We start from the raw sequence: 20,034 nt of genomic DNA on the forward strand, positions 1-20,034 counted from the left end.
GATGCGCTAGCTTAACAGCTGGCGATGCGGCACGATCCTGGCATGAACACGCTCTCCCCGGCTTCGAAAAACGGCTCGCCGCGCGATCTCAGGCAGGTGCTGCTCGCGCTCGGCGCCGTCGCCTTCACGGTGGTGTCCTGGGCTTCGGCCTTTCCCTTCATCCGCATCGGCCTGCAGGGCCTGTCGCCGCTGCATCTGGCGGCGGGGCGCTTCGGCACCGCCGCCGTGCTGGTGCTCGCCTGGCTGGCCTGGCGGCGGCCGCGCCTGCCGGGCTGGCGCGACAGCCTGCGCTTCCTGTTGTGCGGGCTGTTCGGCATCGCCTTCTACAACGCCCTGCTGAACACCGGCGAGCAGACCGTCGCTCCCGGCGCGGCCAGCTTCATCGCCAGCACGCTGCCGATCTTCACCGCCGTGCTGGCGGTGCTGTTCCTCGGCGAGCGCATCAATGCCTGGGGATGGATCGGCTCGCTGGTCAGCCTGGCCGGCATCGCCGTGATCGCGCGCGGCCAGCCGGGCGGCCTGGCGCTCGGCGCCGGCAGCACGCTGATCCTCGCGGCGGCCTTTTGCACGGCGAGCTATTTCGTGCTGCAGCGACGGCTGATTCCCGTCTACGGGCCGCTGGCCTGCACGGCCTATACGCTGCTGGCGGGGGCTTTATGGCTCTCGCCGTGGCTGCCGGCCTCGATCGGCGCGCTGCCCGCGGCGCCTCACGGCACGCTCGCGGCGGTGCTGATGCTCGGCGTGTTCCCGGCCGCGCTCGGTTACGCGAGCTGGACCTACGCGCTCGGTTATTTCGGCGCCGCGCGCGCGGCGAACTTCCTGTACCTGTCGCCGGCCGTGGCCACCGCGCTGTCGGCCTGGCTGACCGGCGAGCGTCCCGGCCTCGCCACGCTGGCGGGTGGCGCCACGGCGATCGCGGGCGTGGTGCTGGTGGCGTGGCGCGGGCGGGGGTGAAAGGGGATTTTCGAAGCGAGGCGAATCAAGGTCTCATTTTGAATTCGATGGCGCCATTTGATTGAACGGCGTTTCAACAGCGTTATTGATGTTTCGACTTCGAATGACGAGCTTTATTTCTTTGGCGTCTAATTGGCCAAGTTTTTATTATTAAAGGCGCTGACATATTTCTGTCATATTTGCCGCGTGCAAACCAACGACAGAAAAAGAAATGTCCAGAACAACAATCGTCGCAACCATCGGGCCGGCTTCGAACCATCCTTCCACCTTGCTGGCCTTGCAGCGCGCGGGCATGACGGTCGCGCGCCTGAACGGCTCGCATGGCGACCTGGCCTGGCAGAGACCACCATTGCCCTGATTCGGGAAACCCTGCCCGAACTGCCGATCCTGCTCGATATTCCGGGGCGCAAGATCCGCACTATCCAGTTGCGTGTCGAACCGTCGTTCAAGACGGGGGACTGTCTGATATTGACTACCGACCTGTCGCATGACGGTTCGCAAAAGGTGCCGGTCAATTACGCGAAGTTTCATGAGAAGCTGCGTGCCGGCGTGCGCATTTACGCCGACGACGGCACCTTGTCGTTCCAGGTGGCCGAAGTCGAGGGGCCCGACGTGCATGTGGTCGCGGAAACGGACGGCACGCTCAAGAGCCGCAAGGGCATCAACGTTCCCGAGATCGCCCTGGGCCAGGAGCTCGTCACGCCGCGCGATCGCGACATGATCGCGTTCGCCAGGCGCGTCGGCGTGGATTTCGTCGGCATCAGCTTCGTCGAATCGGCGCGCCACGTGGAGGCGATCCGCGCCCTGATCGACGCGCCGACGCCGCAGATCGTCGCCAAGGTCGAGAACCAGGGCGGCCTCGACCATCTCGACGAAATCGCGGGCGCCACCGATACCATCATGATCGATCGCGGCGATCTGTCGGTCGAGACCAGCATCGATCACGTGTCGATCCACCAGAAGACGATCATCGCGGCCGCGCAGCGCTACGGCAAGCCGGTGATCGTGGCCACCGAGCTGCTGCACAGCATGATCGAGAGCCCGCTGCCGACCAAGGCCGAGATCGGAGACGTGACCAATTCGGTGATCGACGGCGCCTCGGCGGTGATGCTCTCGGGCGAGACCGCGGTCGGCCGCTTCCCGGTGGAGGCCGTGGCGCGCCTGCGCAGCATCGTCACGCTGGCCGAGGGGCACCGGCACGCGGTGGCGCCGCCGCTCGGCGGCGTGCCGACCAGCCGGCTCGACCTGCGGGCGGCTACCCAGGCATTGGCGCGCAGCCTGCCGATCACGCGCATCGTGGTGCTGTCGCGTACCGGTTACGCGGCCCGGCTGGTGTCGATGGCGCAGGTGCAGCAGCCGATCTTCGCCCTGATCCTGCTCGGCTTCGTGCTGCGCCAGCGCCGGTTGCTCGCCGACGCGTTCTGGCTGCCCTGCGAGACGCTGAACTACTACTACATGTTTCCGGCCCTGATGTTCAGCCAGGTCGCCCGCGCCAACCTCACGCAGTTCCCGATCCGCCCGATCGCGATCGCGATCCTCGGCGCGGTAGGCGCCGGCGCGCTGCTGCTGTATGGCTGGCGCCTCTGGAGCCGGCAGCCGGGCGCGGTGTTCTCCTCGGTGATCCAGGGCTCGCTGCGGCCCAATACCTACGTGGGCGTGGCCGCCGCCGCCGCGATGTACGGCAGCGCGGGCCTGACGCTGACCTCGATCAGCATCGCGGTGGCGATTCCGCTGCTCAACGTGGCTTCGGTGGTGATCCTGATGCGCTACGGCAGCGGCGGCGCGCCCACGCCGGGGCAGGTCCTCAATGCCGTGCTGAAGAACCCCGTGATCATGGCGGTGCTGCTCGGCGCGCTGTTCAATCTCGGCGGCCTCACGTTGCCGGCCACGCTGTCGAGCCTGCTCTCGATCCTCGGCGCGGCCTCCCTGCCGCTGGGGCTGCTGGCCGTCGGCGCCGGGCTCGACATGCAGGCGGCCCGCGCGGCGCGCGGACCGGTGCTGCAGTCCTCCTTCATCAAGCTGCTGCTGGTGCCGCTGCTGACGCTGTGGATCGGCGTGAGCCTCGGCATCCACGGCCCGGCGCTGACCACCATCGTGCTGTTCAACTCGCTGCCCTGCACGCCCTCGGCCTACATCATGGCGAAGCTGCTGGGCGGCGATCATCGCCTGTCGGCCGGCATCATCACCGTGCAGACGGCGCTGGCGGCTATCACCATGCCGCTGGTGCTGCTGGTGTCGCATCGTTAGGCGGCTCGCCTTGCGTCGAAGCCGCGGCGATGCGCTGGATACCGCGGAACAGGCGCTGCTGCGCCCGCTCGGGCGCGAGCGGCTTGCCGAACTGGCGCAGCGCGCGAAGGCCGCAGCGGGATGAAGGGGCTTACCAGTTCAGGCGCGAGCCGCAGGTCGTCGAGCTGCCCGATTCCTGGTAGCAGTACGAATCGATATTCTTCGAATACGGCTTGACCGACAGGTTGCCGGCTTGCTCGACGTTGCGCTGCCCATGCTGCGGGTACATGCCGAGCCCCGCGGCCCGTCTCTTTTCCGCGTCGTTCCTGAGCGAGTCGCGCAGATGGTCTTCGCGCCGGATCCTGTCGCGCTTGTCCAGCACGTCGTATTCCTTGAACAGGGAGGGGCGCGTTTCCCCGGCGGCAAGCGCCTGGGCGCCGGTGCCCAGCAGGACGAGGGTGGTCGCGATACGCAGCATGAACTTCTCCGATCTACCTGAAAGCGGGTATGGATCGTCGGGAAATTGAAAAGTTCAAGCAACGAGGCAATCGAGCGTTTCCGACTCGGCGCGATCGCGTCCCTGCTCGATGGCGCGCATGCGCCGCAACGCGCGGCGCTGGTGCTCGCCTTGATCGCCGGTTTCCAGATGATGCGGCAGATGATCGGGCTGTCGCCGCCGGCCGGGGTGGGCCGGCAGATGCGGATCGACACGCTCGCGCCGCTGTTCGAGCGCCTGCTCTCCTGACATGCCCGTCGCGCGAGATCGATGAGGATCGCGAACGAATCGCCGGGCCGTCACAGCGAGGGCAGGGTGGCGCGGATATGTTCGGCGAAGGCCTCGACCAGCGGCGAGGGCTGGGCCTGCTCGAGCCGCAGCGTGATGCCGACTGCCGGCAGGGCCGGCAGGCCCGGATCGCCGCCGAGGATCGCCAGATCGGGCGGCACGGCCATCTGGGTGACCACCGCGAAGGCCTGCCCCGAACGCACCAGCGCGATCAGGCCGGCCAGGCTGCTGCTCGCGTAGGCGATCCGGTAGGCGCGCCCGGCGCGCTGCAGGGCCGCGCAGGCGGCGCGATGGTCGAGCGTGTCGGGATCGGACAGTGCCAGCGGCAAGGGCTCGAAATCGGCCGGCGCGAGGCCCGGATAGCCGATCCAGACCAGCGGCTCGCGGCGGATCGGGCCGCTGCCGGCCGGCTGCCCATCGGCCACCGAAACCATCGCCAGGTCGATCGCGTGCTTGGCCAGTTGCTCGTGCAGGCGCGGTGACGGCGCGCAGAACACCTCGACCTGCGCATGCGGATGCTGGATCGAGAACTGCCGCAGCAGCGGCGGCAGGAAGGTGGTGGCGTAATCCTCGGGGCAGCCGAAGCGGATCGTGCCGGACAGACCCTTGCCGGAGAGATCGGCCAGCGCCTCGTCGTGCAGCCGCAGGATGCGCTGCGCATGGCCGAGCAGGCGCTCGCCGGGATGCGTGAGCACCACGCCGCGCCCGGTGCGCTGGAACAGCGGCTGCTCGACGATCTCCTCCAGGCGCCGCAACTGCTGGCTCAGCGCGGACTGGGTGCGGCCGACGCGATCCGCGGCACGGCTCAGCGCGCGCACTTCCGCGATCGCGACGAAGCTGCGCAGCAGGTCGATATCGAGTGTCTGGCTCAAGGCAGGTTCCCCAAGGTATTAGCCGAGCTACTATCTGGCATTAAAACTATTAGATTCTATAAAACCAGAGCGGCCACTAGACTGCAAGCATTCGTTCACCCGGGTCCGTCGCCGCGAGGGATCCGCCAGTCCAGCCAGGAGAACCACGGTGTCCCGCAACCAAGACGAGCAGTTCTGGCAACGCGCCAGGCAGCACCTGATCCGCTACGGCGGCAGCTTCGAACCGATGATCATCGAGCGCGCGCAGGGCAGCTTCGTCTACGACGCCGACGGCCGCGCGATCCTCGATTTCACTTCGGGGCAGATGAGCGCCGTGCTCGGCCACAGCCATCCCGAGATCGTCTCGGTGATCAACGAATACGCCGGCAAGCTCGACCACCTGTTCAGCGGGATGCTGTCGCGGCCGGTGGTGGATCTCGCCACGCGCCTGGCCGAGATCACCCCGCCCGGGCTCGATCGCGCCCTGCTGCTGAGCACCGGCGCGGAATCCAACGAGGCCGCGATCCGGATGGCCAAGCTGGTCACCGGCAAGTACGAGGTGGTGGGTTTCGCGCAGTCCTGGCACGGCATGACCGGGCACGCCGCCTCGGCCACCTACAGCGCCGGGCGCAAGGGCGTGGGCCCGGCGGCGGTCGGCTCGTTCGCGATCCCCGCGCCCTTCACCTATCGCCCGCGCTTCGAGCGCGAGGGCCGCTACGACTACCTGGCCGAGCTCGACTACGCCTTCGACCTGGTCGACCGCCAGTCGAGCGGCAACCTGGCGGCCTTCATCGCCGAGCCGATCCTCAGCTCGGGCGGCATCATCGAGCTGCCGCCGGGCTACCTGGCCGCGCTCAAGCGCAAGTGCGAGGAGCGCGGCATGCTGCTGATCCTCGACGAGGCGCAGACCGGCGTGGGCCGCACCGGCACGATGTTCGCGTTCGAGCGCGATGGCGTGACGCCCGACATCCTGACCTTGTCGAAGACGCTGGGCGCCGGCCTGCCGCTGGCGGCGATGGTCACCTCGGCCGAGATCGAGGAGCGCGCGCACGAACGCGGCTACCTGTTCTACACCACCCACGTTTCCGATCCGCTGCCGGCCGCGGTCGGCCTGCGCGTGCTCGACGTGGTGGCGAAGCAAGGGCTGGTGGCGCGCGCCAACCAGATGGGCGAGCGCCTGCGCCACGGCCTGCTCGGGCTGATGGAGCGCTACGACTGCATCGGCGACGTGCGCGGGCGCGGGCTGCTGCTGGGCATGGAGGTGGTCAAGGATCGCCGCAGCAAGGAGCCGGCCGACGGGCTCGGCGCGAAGATCACGCGCGAATGCATGAAGCTCGGCTTGAGCATGAACATCGTGCAACTGCCGGGGATGGGCGGCGTGTTCCGGATCGCGCCGCCGCTGACGGTGAGCGAGGAGGAGGTCGACCTGGGCGTGGAACTGCTCGGCAAGGCGATCGAGCAGTCGATCTGAGGCGGGGGAGGGGCGGGCAAGGGGGAGGGCGGGCGCTTCGCGAGGAAGCGCGGCATGCTTGTCCTGCTCTGCTGCTGCAGCAGCGACTGGGAACGAACGGCGGCGCGAACCTGCATCGGCAGGCTCGCGCCGCCGTTTTTCATTCGGCGGGCGCCGCCGCCGGGGGCAGCGCGTCGACCACCGAGCCGCGCCCCGCCACGATCGGGTAGACCACGCCGGCGATCACGGCGCCGATCAGCGGCGCGGCCCAGAACAGCCACAGCTGGCCGATCGCGTCGCCGCCGACGAACAGCGCCGGGCCGGTCGAGCGTGCCGGGTTCACCGAGGTGTTGGTGACGGGGATCGAGATCAGGTGGATCAGCGTCAGGCACAGGCCGATCGCGATCGGCGCGAAGCCGGCCGGCGCGCGCTTGTCGGTGGCGCCGAGGATCACGAACAGGAAGAAGGCCGTCATCACCACTTCGCAGATGAAGGCCGCGCCCAGCGAGTAATGGCCGGGCGAGCGATCGCCGAAGCCGTTGGTCGCGAAGCCGCTGCCCACCACGTCGAAGCCGGGCTTGCCGGTGGCGATCAGGTACAGCACGAAGGCGCCGAGCGCGCCGCCCACCACCTGCGCGACGATGTAGGGCACCAGGTCGCGTGCCGGGAAGCGGCCGGCCACGGTGAGGCCGACGCTGACGGCCGGGTTCAGGTGGCAGCCCGAGATATGGCCGATCGCGAAGGCCATGGTCAGCACGGTCAGTCCGAAGGCCAGCGCGACGCCGGCGAAGCCGATGCCCAGTTGCGGGAACGCGGCCGCGAGCACGGCCGCGCCGCAGCCGCCCAGTACCAGCCAGAAGGTGCCGAAGACTTCAGCGGCGAGTCGGTGAGACAGGTTCATGAGTTGGACTCCTCATCAGGATGGATCGATGACACCGAAACGGCCGCTGGAATCGGCCGATTTCATACTAGGTCGAGATTGTCGAAATGGATATGCCCGATTACGGGTATCCCGGTAATTCCGGCAGGGTAAAGCCGGCATGAATCGTTTCGGACTGGTCCAAGCGGATTTTCATGCGAGTATCGGCGCTGCAATGTAAAAAACCATCAAATCGATTCAAACGATTTTTTTGCGATGCATCATCCTGTCGATTTGCCGACAGGGCGCATCGCGCTATCGCCCATCGCCCCTGTTTTTAAGGGCTTTGCGAATTTCCGGCTTGCCCGCCAGGCGTGACGCGGGTAGGGTTTCGCGATTAAACCTCGGCGATTGATTCGGACCGGTTCGAAATGCCTAATGCGGTAAACGAGTCACGATGCCGGCAAGATACGCGATTTTTTTAGTCATGAATTCAATATGAACATATTTCACACTCTGCGGCGTATTGCGTTGGTGCAGCCGTCATCCGCTTATCCGGCGAGTTGGCCGATCGCGCTGATGCGGATTGCGACCGGCGTATTCTTTTCGGCTTCCGGTTTCAACAAGCTGGTGCTGCCGGGAAATCGCGCCGCGATGCTGCAGACCGTCACCGAGGCGCAGGTGCCCTGTCCCGAGCTGATGGCGCCGTTCGTGGCGGGCTGCGAGTGCCTGTTCGGCCTGCTGCTGGCATTGGGCCTCGGCACGCGCCCGGCCGCGCTGGTGCTGTTCGCGATTAGCGGCGTCGCGCTGGCCACCGTCGGGCTTCACCAGATCCCGGCGGGGCTCGGGCCGATCGGCTGGACCAGCTGGCTGCTCTATCTGCCCGAGTCGCTGTACCTGCTGATCACGCTCATGCTGCTCGTGCGCGGCGGCGAGTCCCTGAGCCTCGACGCGGTCTGGGCGCGCCGCCTGGCGCGGCGGGCCTGAGGCGCCTCACCAGCGCGGCGAACACATCGTCGGGATGCGCCTCCACGCGCTCCGCGACCAGCAGCGCCGTCTTGTCGTCCTTCCCGCGATGCGCGCCGAGCAGCACGGTGATGATCATCGCCTTGTCGCTGCGCTGCATGCCCATGAAGTCCGGGTCGATGAACAGCTCGTCTTCGCCGCACTCGCTAAGCATGACGAAACGATCGCCGCGAGGAATGCCTAGCACCTCCACCAATGACTGGTTCAGCGCCTCGGCGATGGCCATCTTTTGCGTCGAGTCGTAGCGGCCCGCCCTCGCTTTACAATGCGTTGATATGCGCATAATATGCAGCGCAGTCCCCGCCGGCAATCCGCTCGCGTCTTGTCGCGTCTCGCGAAGCGGGCGGCGGGGCAGCCGCTTCGGCGCCTGATGCGCGCGATGCGAAACCGTCTCGCGCGACGAGCGATGCCCTCCATCTCCTTCCGATCATGGACACCAGCACGAACCTCGACGGACGCTGCAACTGCCTGGCCGCGCGCAAGGCCTCGCGCTACCTGAGCGCGCTCTACGACGGCGCGCTCAGCCAGGTCGGGCTGCGCGCCACCCAATTCTCGATCCTGCACAAGCTGCGCGCGGGCGGCCCGCTCGGCGTGGGCGAGCTGGCCACCGTGATGGCGATGGACCGCACCACGCTGTCGACCAACCTGAAGCCGCTCGAGCGCGATGGCCTGCTGGCGATCCGTCCCGGCGAGGACGATCGCCGCCGCAAGGCGATCTCGATCACCGCGGCCGGCGAGCGCGTCTATCGCCAGGCGCTGCCGGTCTGGCAGCAGGTGCAGGATGCCTTCGAACAGTCCTATGGCGAGCAGCGCGCGGCCGGTTTGCGGCGCTCGCTCGCGGCGGTGCTGAACACCGGTTTCAGTCCCTGGGACGACGCCCCGGCGCAGCCATGAACAGCACCGGCCGGCCCGACTTCCCGATCCCTGCCATGGACCTTGCTCCCGGCGATTCGCCCGATCTCGTCGACATCCGGCTCAGGCGGCGCGGGCCGGCCGCGCCGGCGCGCGCCCGCTATCGCCGCGCCGAGGATTCGCGCGCGGCGATCCTGCAGGCCGTGGTGGACCTGGTCGAGCGCGACGGCGGCGAGCCCGTGCATGTGGATCGCATCGCCGAGCGCGCGGGCCTGCACAAGATGGCGATCTACCGGATCTTCGGCTCGCGCGCGGCCTTGCTCGACGAAGTGGCCGGGCGGCTTTGCGACGGCGAGCGCGCGCGCTGGGACGAGATCGCCGGCGCCACCGACGGCACGCCGCGCGCGGTGCTGATCGCCTTGTTCGACGATCTGGCGCGGCGCGTGCGTGCCGATGCGGCCTGCGATTGCCGGCTGGCCCGGCTGACCTCGCAGGGCGAGGCCCTGCCCGCCACCGGCCAGCGCAGCCTGGCGCTGCGCGGCGCCTTGCGTGCCTTCCTGCATGCGCATTGCCTGGCCTCGGGCGCGGCCGAGCCCGGGCGCATGACCGATGCGCTGATGCTGGTCTGGCAGGGGGCGGTATCGCCGCGCTGGACCGACGAGGAAGTGGCGGCGCTTTGCGACGGGCTGCCCGCCGTGGTGGACGGCGTGATCCGCGGCCACGTGCCGGCCGCGGCCGGCGCCACATCGCCCATCGAGACCTGCAAATGAAACGGGGCGGCAAGCCTGGCTTGCCGCCCCGTGCGATGTCGAACCCGGTGGAAGACGGATTCGATCTCAGCCGTGCGTGGTCGTCTTCACGTCGACGCTGGCCTTGATGGCGTTCGAATACGGGCAGATGGTGTGGGTGGTCTCGACCAGCTTCTTCGCGTCGGCCTCGTCGAGGCCGGGCAGGTAGACGTCGAGTTCGGCGGTGATGCCGTAGCCGCCTTCCGAGCGCGGGCCCATGCCGATGGTCGCCTTGACGGTCGAGCCATCCGGCACCTTGATCTTGGTCTGCTGGGCCGCGACGCGCATCGCGCCGAGGTAGCAGGCCGAATAACCGAGCGCGAACAGCTTCTCGGGGTTGGCGCCATCGCCCCCCGGGCCGCCCAGCTCCTTCGGGACCGTGAGCTGCAGCGACATCGTGCCGTCGGCGAGCTCGGTCTTGCCGTCGCGGCCGCCGCCGGTTGCCGTGGCGGAGGTCTTGTATTTCGCATCAACTGACATGGGGTGCTCCTGTATCGAGTTGGCAGGAAAAGCGCTGCCCATGTTAGGCGCCGCCGGGGCTTTCGTCCAGCCGGCTCGGCAGCGGTATCGCGTGCCGTGCCGTGGAGCCGCGCCGCGGCTGGCCGAGCGATCCCGACCTAGCAACGCGCGGGCCCGTCGGCGCCCGCGATGCGTCGCGGCGGCCTTGCCGATTCCACCCGGCATGCGCGCCTTCTCGCCGCCCGCCTTGCCCGCTCAGGCCTCCAGCTCCATCGGCACCTCCAGCCCCACCTTCACGCGGCCCATGCTGACCAGCGTCTTGAAGCGCCGCACGTTGTTGTTCGAGAAGAACAGCCGCCGCGTCAGCTCGTTGTACTGCTCCATGTGCTTGACGGCGACGATCAGCACGAAATCCCATTCGCCCGCCACGTAGTAGCACTGCTGGATCTGCGGGCACTGCGCGAAGCTGCGCTTCATCGCGTCGAGCAGGTCGATCTGCTCGCTCTCCACCTCGACGTTCACCACGATCGTGAGCGGGTGCTCGGCCTTCTCGGGCGCGACCACGGCCGTGTAGCGCTCGATCACGCCTTCCTCGGCCAGGCGGCGCAGGCGCCGGTTGACGGCCGCCGTGGACAGGTTCACGCGCGCGCCCAGCTCGTTCTGCGGGGTTTGCGCGTCGCGCTGGATCTCGGCCAGCAGCTTGCGGTCGTAAGTGTCGAGGGGCGTGGTCATGAGGATGTCGGGGGCGGATGAACGCGGAATCGATAAAAAATTGCGTCAGGCAGGATAACAACGAGACAGGATTCGCGTCACGGCGAAATATTATTTACCCGATCCGAATCCGTTTCCCGGGAGCCCCATCCATGCTGTTCGCCAATCCGAACGCCTGCTTCACCCCCTATCCCGACGCGCTGCGTCGCATCCTCGATATCGACACGGCCCGGCAGAGCGGTGCCTGGCTCGCGCATTGGCCGCTGATCGAGCGTGGCGCGACACCGCTCTGGAACCTGCCCGGCGCCGCGGCGCGCTTCGGCATCGCCGCGCTGGCGGTCAAGGACGAGTCGCTGCGCTCGTCGCTCGGCAGCTTCAAGGCGCTGGGCGCGCCGGTCGCGCTGCTGCGCCTCGCGCTGCGCCTGATGCCCGAGGCGCGCTTCGAGCCGCAGGCGCTGTTCGCCGGCCGTCATGCCGGCGCGCTTGCCGCGCTGACCGTGATCAGCGCCACCGACGGCAATCACGGCACGGCGCTCGCGGCCGCGGCGCAATCGCTCGGCTGCGCCTGCGTGATCGTGCTGCATGCGCGGGTCAGTGCCGAGCGCGAGCGGGCGATCGCCGCTCATGGCGCGCGCATCGTGCGGATCGCCGGCAACTACGACGAATCGGTGGAGCACGCGGCGCGGCTGGCGCGCGAGCAGGGCTGGCATGTGGTGTCCGATACCTCGTATGAGGGCTACGAGGCGATTCCGCGCGACGTGATGCAGGGTTACGGCGTGATCGCGGCCGAGCTGCTCGCGCAGGCCGCTGGCCAGCCGCCCTTCACGCACGTGATCCTGCAAGGCGGCGTGGGCGGCCTGGCGGCCGGCATCGCCAGCTATCTGTGGGAGCATTTCGGCGCGAGCCGCCCGCGCTTCCTGGTGGTCGAGCCGGCCCAGGCCGATTGCCTCTATCAGAGCGCCATCGCCGGCCGCGCGGCGCAGGCTTCCGGCAGCGTCGATTCGGTGATGGCGGGGCTGGCCTGCGGCGAGGCCTCGCCGCTCGCCTGGCGCATCCTGCAGCCCTGCATCGACGCCTTCCTCACCATCGACGATGCCGACGCGACGCTGGCGATGCGCGCGCTGGCGGCCGGCGTGGATGGCGACGTGCCGGTGCTGGCCGGGGAATCGGGCGCGGCCGGCCACGCGGGGCTGGCGGTGCTGATGCGCGATCGCGCGCTGGCCGCGCGCGCCGGGCTCGACGCGAATTCTCGCGTAGTGCTGATCAATACCGAGGGTGCGACCGCGCCGGGCGTCTATGCCTCCTTGACGGGCGAGGCCGCCGAGGCCGTGATCGCGCGCCGGCGGGCCTGGCTCGACGACGCGGCGCGCCTGCCGCTCGACGCATGAGGCGCGGCGTCGTATCGATCACCGGGAATTCATCGAGGATAGCCAGGACGAGGAACATGGAAAGCTCCCTGCAGGACAAGCTGGCCGGCTGGCGCCGGCAGTTTCATCAATACCCGGAAACGGGCTTCGAGGAGGTCCGCACCTCGGACACGGTGGCGCGCATCCTCGGCGCGCTCGGGCTGGAGGTGCATCGCGGCATCGGCGGCACGGGGCTGGTGGCGAACCTGCGGGCCGGCCGCGGCGAGCGCGCGATCGCGATCCGCGCCGAGATGGATGCGTTGAACATCGTCGAGCAGGCGCCGGGCCGTGCCCATGCCTCGTGCGTGCCGGGCAAGATGCACGCCTGTGGCCACGACGGCCATATGTCGATGGTGCTCGGCGCGGCGCAACTGCTGGCTGAGCGGCGCGACTTCGACGGCATCGTGCGCTTCGTGTTCCAGCCGGCGGAGGAACACGGGCGCGGCGCCAAGGCGATGATGGCCGACGGCCTGTTCGAGCGCTTTCCGGTGGAGGCGATCTTCGGCGCGCACAACATGCCGGGCATGCCGGCCGGCAGCTTCGCGACGCGCGCCGGCGGCATCATGGCCAGCGAGGACAACTTCGTGATCGAGATACGCGGGCGCGGCACGCACGCGGCGCGCCCGCAGATGGGCATCGATCCGATCGTGATCGCCTCGCAGATCGTGCTGGCGCTGCAGACCATCGTCTCGCGCAATCTCGATCCGGGGCTGCAGGCCGTGGTGTCCTGCACCGAGTTCATCACCGACGGGCTGCGCAACGTGATCCCGTCGACGGTCACCATCAAGGGCGATACGCGCAGCTACGCGCCCGAGGTGCAGGCCATGCTGGCCAGGCGCATGCGCGAGATCAGCGAGGGCATCTGCGCGAGCCACGGCGCCGAATGCCGCTTCGACTACACGCACGAGTTCGCGCCGACCGTGAACCCGGCGCGATACGTGGCGCTGGCGGTGGAGGCGGCCACGCGCGTGGCCGGCGCGGCGGCCGTCGATGCGAACGTGCAGCCGATGATGATCTCCGAGGATTTCGGCGCCTTCCTGCAGGCGGTGCCGGGCAACTTCGTGTTCATCGGCAACGGCGTGACGGCCGGCGAGGGCGGCACGCCGCTGCACAATGCATCCTACGATTTCAACGACGCGCTGCTGCCGGTCGGCGCGCGCTACTTCGCCGAGCTGGCGCGGCTCGCGCTGCCGGCCGCTTGAGCGCGTTCAGGCCGTCGCTTGCAGGGCCTCGACGGTCTGCGCGGTGCTCCACAGCGCATGCGCGATGAAGCGGAAGTTGACCAGCGCGGCCAGGTAGCCGTCGCCTTCGGGCACGCGCGGGCCGGCCGTCGCATCGCGCACCACCAGCACCTCGAAACCCTGCTCGACCAGCTCGCGCAGATGCGACTCGATGCAGAGGTTGGCGGCCATGCCGGCCAGGATCACCTGCGAGACGCCGCGCTTGCGCAACTGCAGCGCCAGGTCGTTGGTCTCGGGCCCATAGACCTTGTGCGGCGAGGCGATGAGGGTCTCGCCGTCGAGGATGTAGGGCTTGTAGCGTTCGAGGAAATCGGCGCCCGAACCCTCGTAGCCCTCGAGCGTGACGGGCCCCTTGCGCTCGAACATGCCGAGCGCGTGCATGGTCTTCTCCAGCGGGCCGCCGAACTGCCAACCGTGGTCGCAGGGATAGTAGTAATGCGGCGAGACGGCTACCGGGATGCCGGCTTGCTTGGCGGTCCTGAACAGGGTTTCCAGGTGATCGACGGTGCCGTTCTCGACGATGCTCTCGCCGAAATACGGCCAGCTCACGCCGGACGGGCTGAGGAAGTCGTTCTGCGGATCGACCACCACCAGCGCGGCCTTGGTGCGGTCGAGCTGGAAGCCGGTTGGCGGCAGCGCCGGGTCGGACGGATCGGCGTAGGGCAGGGTGGAACGGGTCATGCGGGGCTCCTTCGAGCGGTGGGGATGCGGGAATGGAAACAGGCGGCTTCGAATAATAAATGACCGGTCGCTTTATTATTGGGCCAAAAAAAAGCTCACCCCAGCAGACGGGTGAGCACCACTTTTTCGAATCGCTCGCAGGCCTGGCCGTTGCGCTCGATCTTGCTGCGCATCACGGCGCCTTCGTAGGCCTCGATCAGGATCGCCGCCAGTTGGTCGGCATCGCCCGGCGCGACCTCGCCGGCCGCCTGGCCTTCGCGCAGGCAGTCGGCCAGCAGCGCCTGCCAGTGATCGAGCAGGCGCTGCGCGGTCAGGCGTGCCTGCTCGTTGGTGGCGGACAGCTCCAGCGAGAGATTGCCGATCAGGCAGCCCAGCGCGAAGCCGGCCTCGCGATGATCGTCGGACAGCAGGCGGAAGAACTTGCGGATGCGCGCGACCGGCCGGGCCCGGCCCTCGCGCAGCACGGCCGAGTGGCGTGCCACGATCGACTCCCAATAGGCCTCGAGGATCTCGCCCGCGAAGGCTTCCTTGCTGTCGAAGTAGTTGTAGAACGAGCCCTTCGGCACGCTGGCCGCCTCGGCGATGTCCTGCACCGCGCAGCCGTTGAAGCCGAGTTCATGCACCACGCGGCGGCCGGTGGAGATCAGGCGCAGGCGGACTTCAGGGTTGGGCGGACGCGGCATGGACGATGTCCCAGGTTGGCAGGATGCGTAGCAAGGTAACCGGTCATCTATTAACTGTCAATCGAGGTGCGTGGCGCTCAGGCCAGCCGGAACACCGACACGGCCGAACGCAGCCTGCCCGCCTGTTCGTCCAGCGAGGTGGCCGCGGCCGCCGCCTGCTCGACCAGCGCCGCGTTCTGCTGCGTGACCTCGTCCATCTGCGTGACCGCGCGGCCGACCTGGTCGATGCCCGTGCTCTGCTCGACCGAGGCCGCCGAGATCTCGCCGATGATGTCGGCCACCTGCCCGATCGAGCGGTCGATCTCGCTCATCCGTTCGCCGGCCAGCTGCACCAGCCGGTTGCCGTCGCCCACCTTGTCGACCGACACCTGGATCAGCTCCTTGATGTCCTTGGCGGCCGAGGCGCTGCGTTGCGCGAGCGAGCGCACCTCGGCGGCCACCACCGCGAAACCGCGGCCTTCCTCGCCGGCGCGCGCCGCCTCGACAGCGGCATTGAGCGCGAGGATGTTGGTCTGGAACGCGATGCTCTCGATCACCGAGGTGATGTCGGCGATTCGTGAGGATTGCTCGGCGATGCTCGACATCGTATCGACCACCTGGCGCACCGCCTCGCCGCCGCGCGAGGTGGCTTCGGTGGCACTGCCCACCAGGCCGTTGGCCTGCTGCGCGTTGTCGGCGTTCTGCTTCACCGTACCGGTGATCTGCTCCATGCTGGCCGCGGTTTCCTGCAGCGAGGCGGCCTGCTGCTCGGTGCGCTGCGAGAGGTCGATATTGCCCTGGGCGATCTCGCCGGCGCCGTGCGCGATGGCGTGGCTGGCGGACTGGATCTCGGCGATCATCGCCGCCAGGCGCGTGCGCATCTGCGCGAGCTCGGCGATCAGGCTGCCGGGCGCGGCGCGCGAGGCATCGAACTCGAGATGCAACCGGCCGTTGGCGATGTGGGTGGCGATCTCGGTGGCATGGGCCGGCTCGCCGCCGAGCGTGCGGCGCACGCTGCGCACCATGGCCAGCGCGATGGCCGAGACGACCACCGCGATCGCCATCGCGATGCCGGCCAGGATCGCCGCGAGACGGTAGAACACCTGGTTGATCCGGTCGTAGAAGAAGCCGGTGCCGATCAGCCAGTTCCACTCGGGAATCCGCACCACGCCCTGCAGCTTCGGCACCGGCTGCGCATCGCCGGGGCGCTTGAGCAGCAGGTCGACGAAGGCCACGTGCGAGCGGGCCAGCTGGGCATCGTATTCCTCGCGATCGGTCCTGCCGCTGGCGGTCGGGTTGTCGATCACGCGCTTGTCGCGCAGTGCCGGGTTCGGGTGGACGATATTGATGTTCTCGGCGTTCTTGACCCAGAAATAGCTGTCCTCGTCATTGAGGCGCGCGACCGCCTCCTTGGCCTGCTGTTGCGCTTGCTCGAGCGTGAGTTCGCCGCGCGCCTGGCGCTCGCGGTAGACATTCACCGCGTGCTCGGCCTTCGACAGCAGGGTCGCGATCTCGTCGCGGCGGCTGTCGATCAGTTCGCCTCGCATCATGGTCAGCGCGGTGGCGGCCAACAGGACGATACCGAGCAATGCCGTGACGACGAGCACCGTCAGTTTGGTGGACAACTTCATGCTGGAGGCCTTGAACTAAGATGGATGGAATCGTCGTTTTAACGGCCTGCCGGCCGCCCACTTTAGGGCGCGCCGATGCATTCGATGCGCAGGGATGTGCGGGAAAACGCAGCGTTGTAAGCCGGTGCTTGCGTTGGCGCGCCCGATTCGTGCAGGCGTGCCCGAGGTTGCGGCGTCGATCCCGCTTCGATGGCGGACGCGCGGCCGCCGATGGCGCGGCGCTTCGCGCCGATCGGTTGCGCATGCAATCAAATCGATTGCTGAAAACCGGGCGTGAAGCCGTTGAACGACGCTCATCGCGCCGCGTAAGCTTCACGTCATATCGATATGCGGATTACAGGCCCGGGCGCGCGTCCTCGATGTTGCGCCCATTCCGATAAACATCGAGCAGCGCCTCGATCGGGTGGCGCAGGCGCTTGCCGCTGATGCGCGCCACCTGGCAGCGGCAGGAATAACCGGTGGCGAGCAGTTCGTCGTCGTCCGCCTCGACATGACGCGCCCAGGACTGCCCGAAGATTCGCTCGGACGTTTCGCGATTGCGCGCCTCGTGCCCGTAGGTGCCCGACATCCCGCAGCAACCGCTGGCGGGCATCCGCAGCGCGAGGCCCGCCGCCTCGAACACCGGCTGCCACAGCGCGCTGGCGGCGCCGGCATTGGTGCGCTCGGTGCAGTGAGGCAGCAAGCGGAAGGCGCGCGGCGGCAGCTCGGCCGGGCGCGGCCGCGCCTGCAGCACCGCCACCAGCCATTCCTGGGGCAGCAGCACCTCGGGCAGCGCGCCGATGCCGGGCAGCTTGCGATACTCCTGCCGGTAGACGAGCGTCATGGCCGGATCGAGGCCGACCAGGGCGATGCCGCTCGCGGCCAGCGCGGCCAGGCTCGCCGCGTTGCGTCGGGCGGCACGCGCGAAGGCGGGCAGGAAGCCCTGCACGTGCAGCGGCTTGCCGTTCGGCAGGAAGGGCGCGACGAACACGCGATAACCGAGGCGCTCGGCCAGCGCGAGCCAGGCGGCCGCCACCGGCGTTTCGAAGTAGCGTGTGAAGGCGTCCTGCACCACGATCACGCTGCGCGCGCGCTCGGCCGCCGACAGTTTCGCGAGCCGTGCCGGCGTGGCGGGCTCGGCGCCGGCCGTTCGCAGCGCTGCGCGCCACGAGGCGCGGCTCAGGCGCGGCGCGTCCACCACGCCGGCCGCGCGCTCGATCAGCGCGGTCACCGGCGCCGTGTCCAGCAGCGCGTTGTAGACGCGGCGCGCGCCCGGCACGGCGGCCAGGCGCGGCAGTGTGAATTCCAGCGAGCCGATCAGGTGGTCGCGCAGCGAACGCAGGTAGCGCGTGTGATAGTGGGCCAGGAAGCGCGAGCGGAATTCGGGCACGCCGACCTTGACCGGGCATTGCCCCGCGCAGGACTTGCAGGCCAGGCAGCCGGCCATCGCCTCGTGCACCTGGTGCGAGAAATCGGCTTCGCCGCGCCGCTTGCGCAGGCTGTTCAGCGCGCGCGCCGGCAAGGGCGCCGCCACCGGCTCGGCGGTGAGATCGGTGCCAGCCTCGCCCTGCAGGCGCAGCCATTCGCGCATCAGCGAGGCACGCCCCTTGGGCGAGTGGATCCGCTCGCGCGTGGCCTTCCAGGACGGGCACATCGCGTCGTCGGGATCGAAGTTGTAGCAGGCGCCGTTGCCGTTGCAGTGGAGCGCGTCGGCATTGGCCTGCCAGACGCGTTCGTCGATGCGCCGGTCGAGCTCGCCGCGCAGCGGCACGGCGTCGATGCGCAGCAGTTGCGCGCCGTCGACGGCCGGGGCCGCGATCTTGCCGGGGTTCAACTGGTTGTGCGGATCGAAGGCCGCCTTCAGTTCCTGCAGGGCCGGGTAGAGCGCGCCGAAATAGTCGGGCACGTATTCGGAGCGCAGGCCCTTGCCGTGCTCACCCCACAGCAGCCCGCCGTAGCGGCGCGTCAGCGCGGCCACTGCGTCCGAGATCGGCCGGATCAGCGCGGCCTGCGCCGGATCGCGCAGGTCCAGCGCCGGCCGCACGTGCAGCACGCCCGCATCGACATGGCCGAACATGCCGTAGCGCAGGCCGCGGGCATCGAGCAGGGCGCGGAACTCGGCGATGTAGTCGGCCAGGTGCTCGGGCGGCACGGCCGTGTCCTCGACGAAGGGCTGCGGCCGCGCCTCGCCCTGCACGTTGCCGAGCAGGCCCACCGCGCGCTTGCGCATCGCGTAGACGCGCTTCACGGCGGCGTCGCCATCGGCGATCGTCAGGCCCAGGCGCGCGGGGCTCGCTTCCTGCTCCAGCCGCGCCACGAAGGCGGCCACGCGCGCGCGAACCTGGTCCGCGTCGTCGCCGCTGAACTCGACCAGGTTGATGCCCTGCGCGCCGCCCTCGACCGCGGCATCGTCGGGGAAGAACTCGGCCACGCCCTGCCAGACGATGTCCTCGCGCGCCAGCCGCAGCACGGTCGAATCGACGGTCTCGATCGACAGCGGGCGATGCGCGAGCAGGGCGCGCGCATCGCGCAGCGCATCCATGAAGCCGCGATAGCGGATATTGACCAGCATGCCGTGCCTGGGGATCGGCAGCACGTTCAGCGTGGCCTCCACCACGAAACCGAGCGTGCCTTCCGAGCCGCACAGCACGCTGTTGAGATCGAAGCGTCCCTGTTCGTCGCGCAGGTGCGCGAGGTCGTAGCCGGTCAGGCAGCGGTTCAGCACCGGGAACTGCTCGCGAATCCGTTGCGCCTCGCGCCGGTGGATCCCGCTGGCCACGCGATGCACGCGGCCGATGCCGTCGCCGCGCGCGCACAGGCTCGCGAGCGCGGCCTCGTCGACGGGGGCGCTGGCGAGCCGCTCGCCGCCGATCAGCACGGTCTCCAGCGCGAGCACGTGGTCGCGCGTCTTGCCGTAGGTGCAACTGCCCTGGCCGCTGGCATCGGTGCTGACCATGCCGCCGATGGTGGCGCGGTTCGAGGTCGACAGCTCGGGCGCGAAGAACAGGCCGTGGCGCTTCAGCTCGGCATTGAGCTGGTCCTTGACCACGCCGGCCTCGACGCGCGCGGTGCGCGCCACCGGATCGATCGCGAGGATCCGGTTCATGTGCCGCGACAGGTCGACCACGATGCCGTCGGTCAGCGACTGCCCGTTGGTGCCCGTGCCGCCGCCGCGCGGCGCCACATGAACCCCGCGAAAGCGTGCCTCGCCGAGCAGGGCCGCCAGGCGCGCCACGTCGGCGGCGTGGCGCGGGAACAGCGCGGCGGCGGGCTGGCGCTGGTAGATCGAGTTGTCGGTGGCCAGCACCGTGCGCGTGGCGTGGCGCCGGTCGATCTCACCCTCGAAGCCGGCGGCCCGCAATTCATGCAAGAATCGATCGATGGCCGAAGGCAGGGATTCGTCGACGGGGAGCCGGGCAATGGTCATCGTGGCGGGCGGGGAAAAGGGTTTCGGACTGGATTCGGCGCGTCCTT

20 protein-coding genes are annotated in these 20,034 nt (G+C 68.9%); 10 read left to right on the forward strand and 10 right to left on the reverse strand.

All coding sequences use genetic code 11. From position 1 onward, the window contains the following. Nucleotides 1-42: 42 nt before the first annotated feature. The 3 genes from FB600_RS17010 to FB600_RS37515 all read left to right on the forward strand — a co-directional run bounded on the left by FB600_RS17010 (nt 43) and on the right by FB600_RS37515 (nt 3,201). Entirely contained in the window at nt 43-954 is a 912-nt protein-coding gene (locus FB600_RS17010) for a DMT family transporter (protein ID WP_145757122.1), read from the forward strand. A gap of 211 nt (nt 955-1,165) precedes the next feature. Further along, nucleotides 1,166-1,312: a pyruvate kinase gene (locus FB600_RS37750; RefSeq protein WP_096752894.1), complete on the forward strand. Its 147-nt coding sequence runs from the start codon at nt 1,166-1,168 to the stop codon at nt 1,310-1,312. A 68-nt stretch (nt 1,313-1,380) separates the two neighbouring features. Beyond that, the gene (locus FB600_RS37515) at nt 1,381-3,201 is read left to right on the forward strand and encodes a pyruvate kinase (protein WP_261383410.1); all 1,821 of its coding nucleotides are present in this window, start codon (nt 1,381-1,383) and stop codon (nt 3,199-3,201) included. A 130-nt stretch (nt 3,202-3,331) separates the two neighbouring features. Here the strand turns inward: FB600_RS37515 and FB600_RS17020 are convergent, their stop codons facing one another. After that, entirely contained in the window at nt 3,332-3,658 is a 327-nt protein-coding gene (locus tag FB600_RS17020; RefSeq protein ID WP_096751669.1) for a hypothetical protein, read from the reverse strand. Between the two features lie 45 nt (nt 3,659-3,703). Here FB600_RS17020 and FB600_RS17025 point away from each other — a divergent pair, with 45 nt between their 5' ends. Then, a complete protein-coding gene (locus tag FB600_RS17025; protein WP_145757123.1) occupies nt 3,704-3,925 on the forward strand; it encodes a hypothetical protein in 222 nt (73 codons plus the stop codon). 50 nt (nt 3,926-3,975) lie between these two features. Here the strand turns inward: FB600_RS17025 and FB600_RS17030 are convergent, their stop codons facing one another. After that, on the reverse strand, nt 3,976-4,836 hold the full coding sequence (locus FB600_RS17030; RefSeq protein WP_013691159.1) for a LysR family transcriptional regulator: 861 nt from the start codon (nt 4,834-4,836) through the stop codon (nt 3,976-3,978). A gap of 148 nt (nt 4,837-4,984) precedes the next feature. On the opposite strand from FB600_RS17030, the gene FB600_RS17035 reads away from it, so the two are divergent. Further along, nucleotides 4,985-6,286, forward strand: a complete 1,302-nt coding sequence (locus FB600_RS17035; protein WP_046580609.1) for an aspartate aminotransferase family protein — start codon at nt 4,985-4,987, stop codon at nt 6,284-6,286. A 139-nt stretch (nt 6,287-6,425) separates the two neighbouring features. Here the strand turns inward: FB600_RS17035 and aqpZ are convergent, their stop codons facing one another. Further along, on the reverse strand, nt 6,426-7,166 hold the full coding sequence (aqpZ, locus tag FB600_RS17040) for an aquaporin Z (RefSeq protein ID WP_105820202.1): 741 nt from the start codon (nt 7,164-7,166) through the stop codon (nt 6,426-6,428). A gap of 537 nt (nt 7,167-7,703) precedes the next feature. Between aqpZ and FB600_RS17045 the strand changes: the two genes are divergently transcribed. Further along, nucleotides 7,704-8,111, forward strand: a complete 408-nt coding sequence (locus FB600_RS17045; protein WP_208446758.1) for a DoxX family protein — start codon at nt 7,704-7,706, stop codon at nt 8,109-8,111. On the opposite strand, the gene FB600_RS17050 is transcribed toward FB600_RS17045, so the two are convergent. Continuing rightward, nucleotides 8,035-8,433, reverse strand: a complete 399-nt coding sequence (locus FB600_RS17050; protein ID WP_145757169.1) for a tautomerase family protein — start codon at nt 8,431-8,433, stop codon at nt 8,035-8,037. The genes FB600_RS17045 and FB600_RS17050 overlap by 77 nt on opposite strands. A 146-nt stretch (nt 8,434-8,579) precedes the next feature. Here FB600_RS17050 and FB600_RS17055 point away from each other — a divergent pair, with 146 nt between their 5' ends. Next, nucleotides 8,580-9,044, forward strand: coding sequence for a MarR family winged helix-turn-helix transcriptional regulator (locus FB600_RS17055; RefSeq protein WP_098182114.1), 465 nt, complete (start codon nt 8,580-8,582; stop codon nt 9,042-9,044). Nucleotides 9,045-9,079: 35 nt separating this feature from the next. After that, nucleotides 9,080-9,772: a TetR/AcrR family transcriptional regulator gene (locus tag FB600_RS17060; protein ID WP_186024316.1), complete on the forward strand. Its 693-nt coding sequence runs from the start codon at nt 9,080-9,082 to the stop codon at nt 9,770-9,772. Nucleotides 9,773-9,838: 66 nt separating this feature from the next. Here the strand turns inward: FB600_RS17060 and FB600_RS17065 are convergent, their stop codons facing one another. Continuing rightward, a complete protein-coding gene (locus FB600_RS17065; RefSeq protein WP_025102239.1) occupies nt 9,839-10,270 on the reverse strand; it encodes an organic hydroperoxide resistance protein in 432 nt (143 codons plus the stop codon). Between the two features lie 234 nt (nt 10,271-10,504). After that, nucleotides 10,505-10,981 carry an Lrp/AsnC family transcriptional regulator gene (locus tag FB600_RS17070; protein WP_036036363.1) on the reverse strand — a complete coding sequence of 159 codons (477 nt, stop codon included), beginning with the start codon at nt 10,979-10,981 and terminating at the stop codon, nt 10,505-10,507. Between the two features lie 131 nt (nt 10,982-11,112). Between FB600_RS17070 and FB600_RS17075 the strand changes: the two genes are divergently transcribed. Together FB600_RS17075 and FB600_RS17080 are read left to right on the forward strand one after the other, a co-directional pair. Continuing rightward, the gene (locus tag FB600_RS17075) at nt 11,113-12,348 is read left to right on the forward strand and encodes a diaminopropionate ammonia-lyase (RefSeq protein WP_098153030.1); all 1,236 of its coding nucleotides are present in this window, start codon (nt 11,113-11,115) and stop codon (nt 12,346-12,348) included. A 56-nt stretch (nt 12,349-12,404) separates the two neighbouring features. After that, nucleotides 12,405-13,568: a M20 aminoacylase family protein gene (locus FB600_RS17080; RefSeq protein ID WP_098153029.1), complete on the forward strand. Its 1,164-nt coding sequence runs from the start codon at nt 12,405-12,407 to the stop codon at nt 13,566-13,568. 6 nt (nt 13,569-13,574) lie between these two features. On the opposite strand, the gene FB600_RS17085 is transcribed toward FB600_RS17080, so the two are convergent. From FB600_RS17085 to FB600_RS17100, 4 genes are all read right to left on the reverse strand, one after another. Continuing rightward, nucleotides 13,575-14,288 (reverse strand): cysteine hydrolase family protein, encoded by a 714-nt coding sequence (locus tag FB600_RS17085; RefSeq protein WP_145757124.1) that lies wholly within the window; start codon nt 14,286-14,288, stop codon nt 13,575-13,577. Between the two features lie 95 nt (nt 14,289-14,383). Next, on the reverse strand, nt 14,384-14,971 hold the full coding sequence (locus FB600_RS17090; protein ID WP_013691148.1) for a TetR/AcrR family transcriptional regulator: 588 nt from the start codon (nt 14,969-14,971) through the stop codon (nt 14,384-14,386). A gap of 77 nt (nt 14,972-15,048) precedes the next feature. Continuing rightward, nucleotides 15,049-16,581, reverse strand: a complete 1,533-nt coding sequence (locus tag FB600_RS17095; protein WP_145757125.1) for a methyl-accepting chemotaxis protein — start codon at nt 16,579-16,581, stop codon at nt 15,049-15,051. Between the two features lie 334 nt (nt 16,582-16,915). Continuing rightward, complete coding sequence (locus tag FB600_RS17100) at nt 16,916-19,987, reverse strand: FAD-binding and (Fe-S)-binding domain-containing protein (RefSeq protein WP_145757126.1); 3,072 nt, start codon at nt 19,985-19,987, stop codon at nt 16,916-16,918. Between the last annotated feature and the right edge of the window lie 47 nt (nt 19,988-20,034).

Origin of the sequence: Burkholderia sp. SJZ089 (genome assembly GCF_007828315.1) — a bacterium.
Classification (GTDB): Bacteria; Pseudomonadota; Gammaproteobacteria; order Burkholderiales; family Burkholderiaceae; genus Burkholderia; species Burkholderia gladioli.

What these genes read in the sequence shown, in the direction of transcription:
- FB600_RS17010 (WP_145757122.1), top strand. Translation starts at nt 43, where the DNA reads ATGAACACGCTCTCCCCGGCTTCGAAAAACGGCTCGCCGCGCGATCTC.
- FB600_RS37750 (WP_096752894.1), top strand. Translation starts at nt 1,166, where the DNA reads ATGTCCAGAACAACAATCGTCGCAACCATCGGGCCGGCTTCGAACCAT.
- FB600_RS17020 (WP_096751669.1), bottom strand. Translation starts at nt 3,658, where the DNA reads ATGCTGCGTATCGCGACCACCCTCGTCCTGCTGGGCACCGGCGCCCAG.
- aqpZ (WP_105820202.1), bottom strand. Translation starts at nt 7,166, where the DNA reads ATGAACCTGTCTCACCGACTCGCCGCTGAAGTCTTCGGCACCTTCTGG.
- FB600_RS17045 (WP_208446758.1), top strand. Translation starts at nt 7,704, where the DNA reads ATGCGGATTGCGACCGGCGTATTCTTTTCGGCTTCCGGTTTCAACAAG.
- FB600_RS17050 (WP_145757169.1), bottom strand. Translation starts at nt 8,433, where the DNA reads ATGCGCATATCAACGCATTGTAAAGCGAGGGCGGGCCGCTACGACTCG.
- FB600_RS17055 (WP_098182114.1), top strand. Translation starts at nt 8,580, where the DNA reads ATGGACACCAGCACGAACCTCGACGGACGCTGCAACTGCCTGGCCGCG.
- FB600_RS17060 (WP_186024316.1), top strand. Translation starts at nt 9,080, where the DNA reads ATGGACCTTGCTCCCGGCGATTCGCCCGATCTCGTCGACATCCGGCTC.
- FB600_RS17065 (WP_025102239.1), bottom strand. Translation starts at nt 10,270, where the DNA reads ATGTCAGTTGATGCGAAATACAAGACCTCCGCCACGGCAACCGGCGGC.
- FB600_RS17070 (WP_036036363.1), bottom strand. Translation starts at nt 10,981, where the DNA reads ATGACCACGCCCCTCGACACTTACGACCGCAAGCTGCTGGCCGAGATC.
- FB600_RS17075 (WP_098153030.1), top strand. Translation starts at nt 11,113, where the DNA reads ATGCTGTTCGCCAATCCGAACGCCTGCTTCACCCCCTATCCCGACGCG.
- FB600_RS17080 (WP_098153029.1), top strand. Translation starts at nt 12,405, where the DNA reads ATGGAAAGCTCCCTGCAGGACAAGCTGGCCGGCTGGCGCCGGCAGTTT.
- FB600_RS17085 (WP_145757124.1), bottom strand. Translation starts at nt 14,288, where the DNA reads ATGACCCGTTCCACCCTGCCCTACGCCGATCCGTCCGACCCGGCGCTG.
- FB600_RS17090 (WP_013691148.1), bottom strand. Translation starts at nt 14,971, where the DNA reads ATGCCGCGTCCGCCCAACCCTGAAGTCCGCCTGCGCCTGATCTCCACC.
- FB600_RS17095 (WP_145757125.1), bottom strand. Translation starts at nt 16,581, where the DNA reads ATGAAGTTGTCCACCAAACTGACGGTGCTCGTCGTCACGGCATTGCTC.
- FB600_RS17100 (WP_145757126.1), bottom strand. Translation starts at nt 19,987, where the DNA reads ATGACCATTGCCCGGCTCCCCGTCGACGAATCCCTGCCTTCGGCCATC.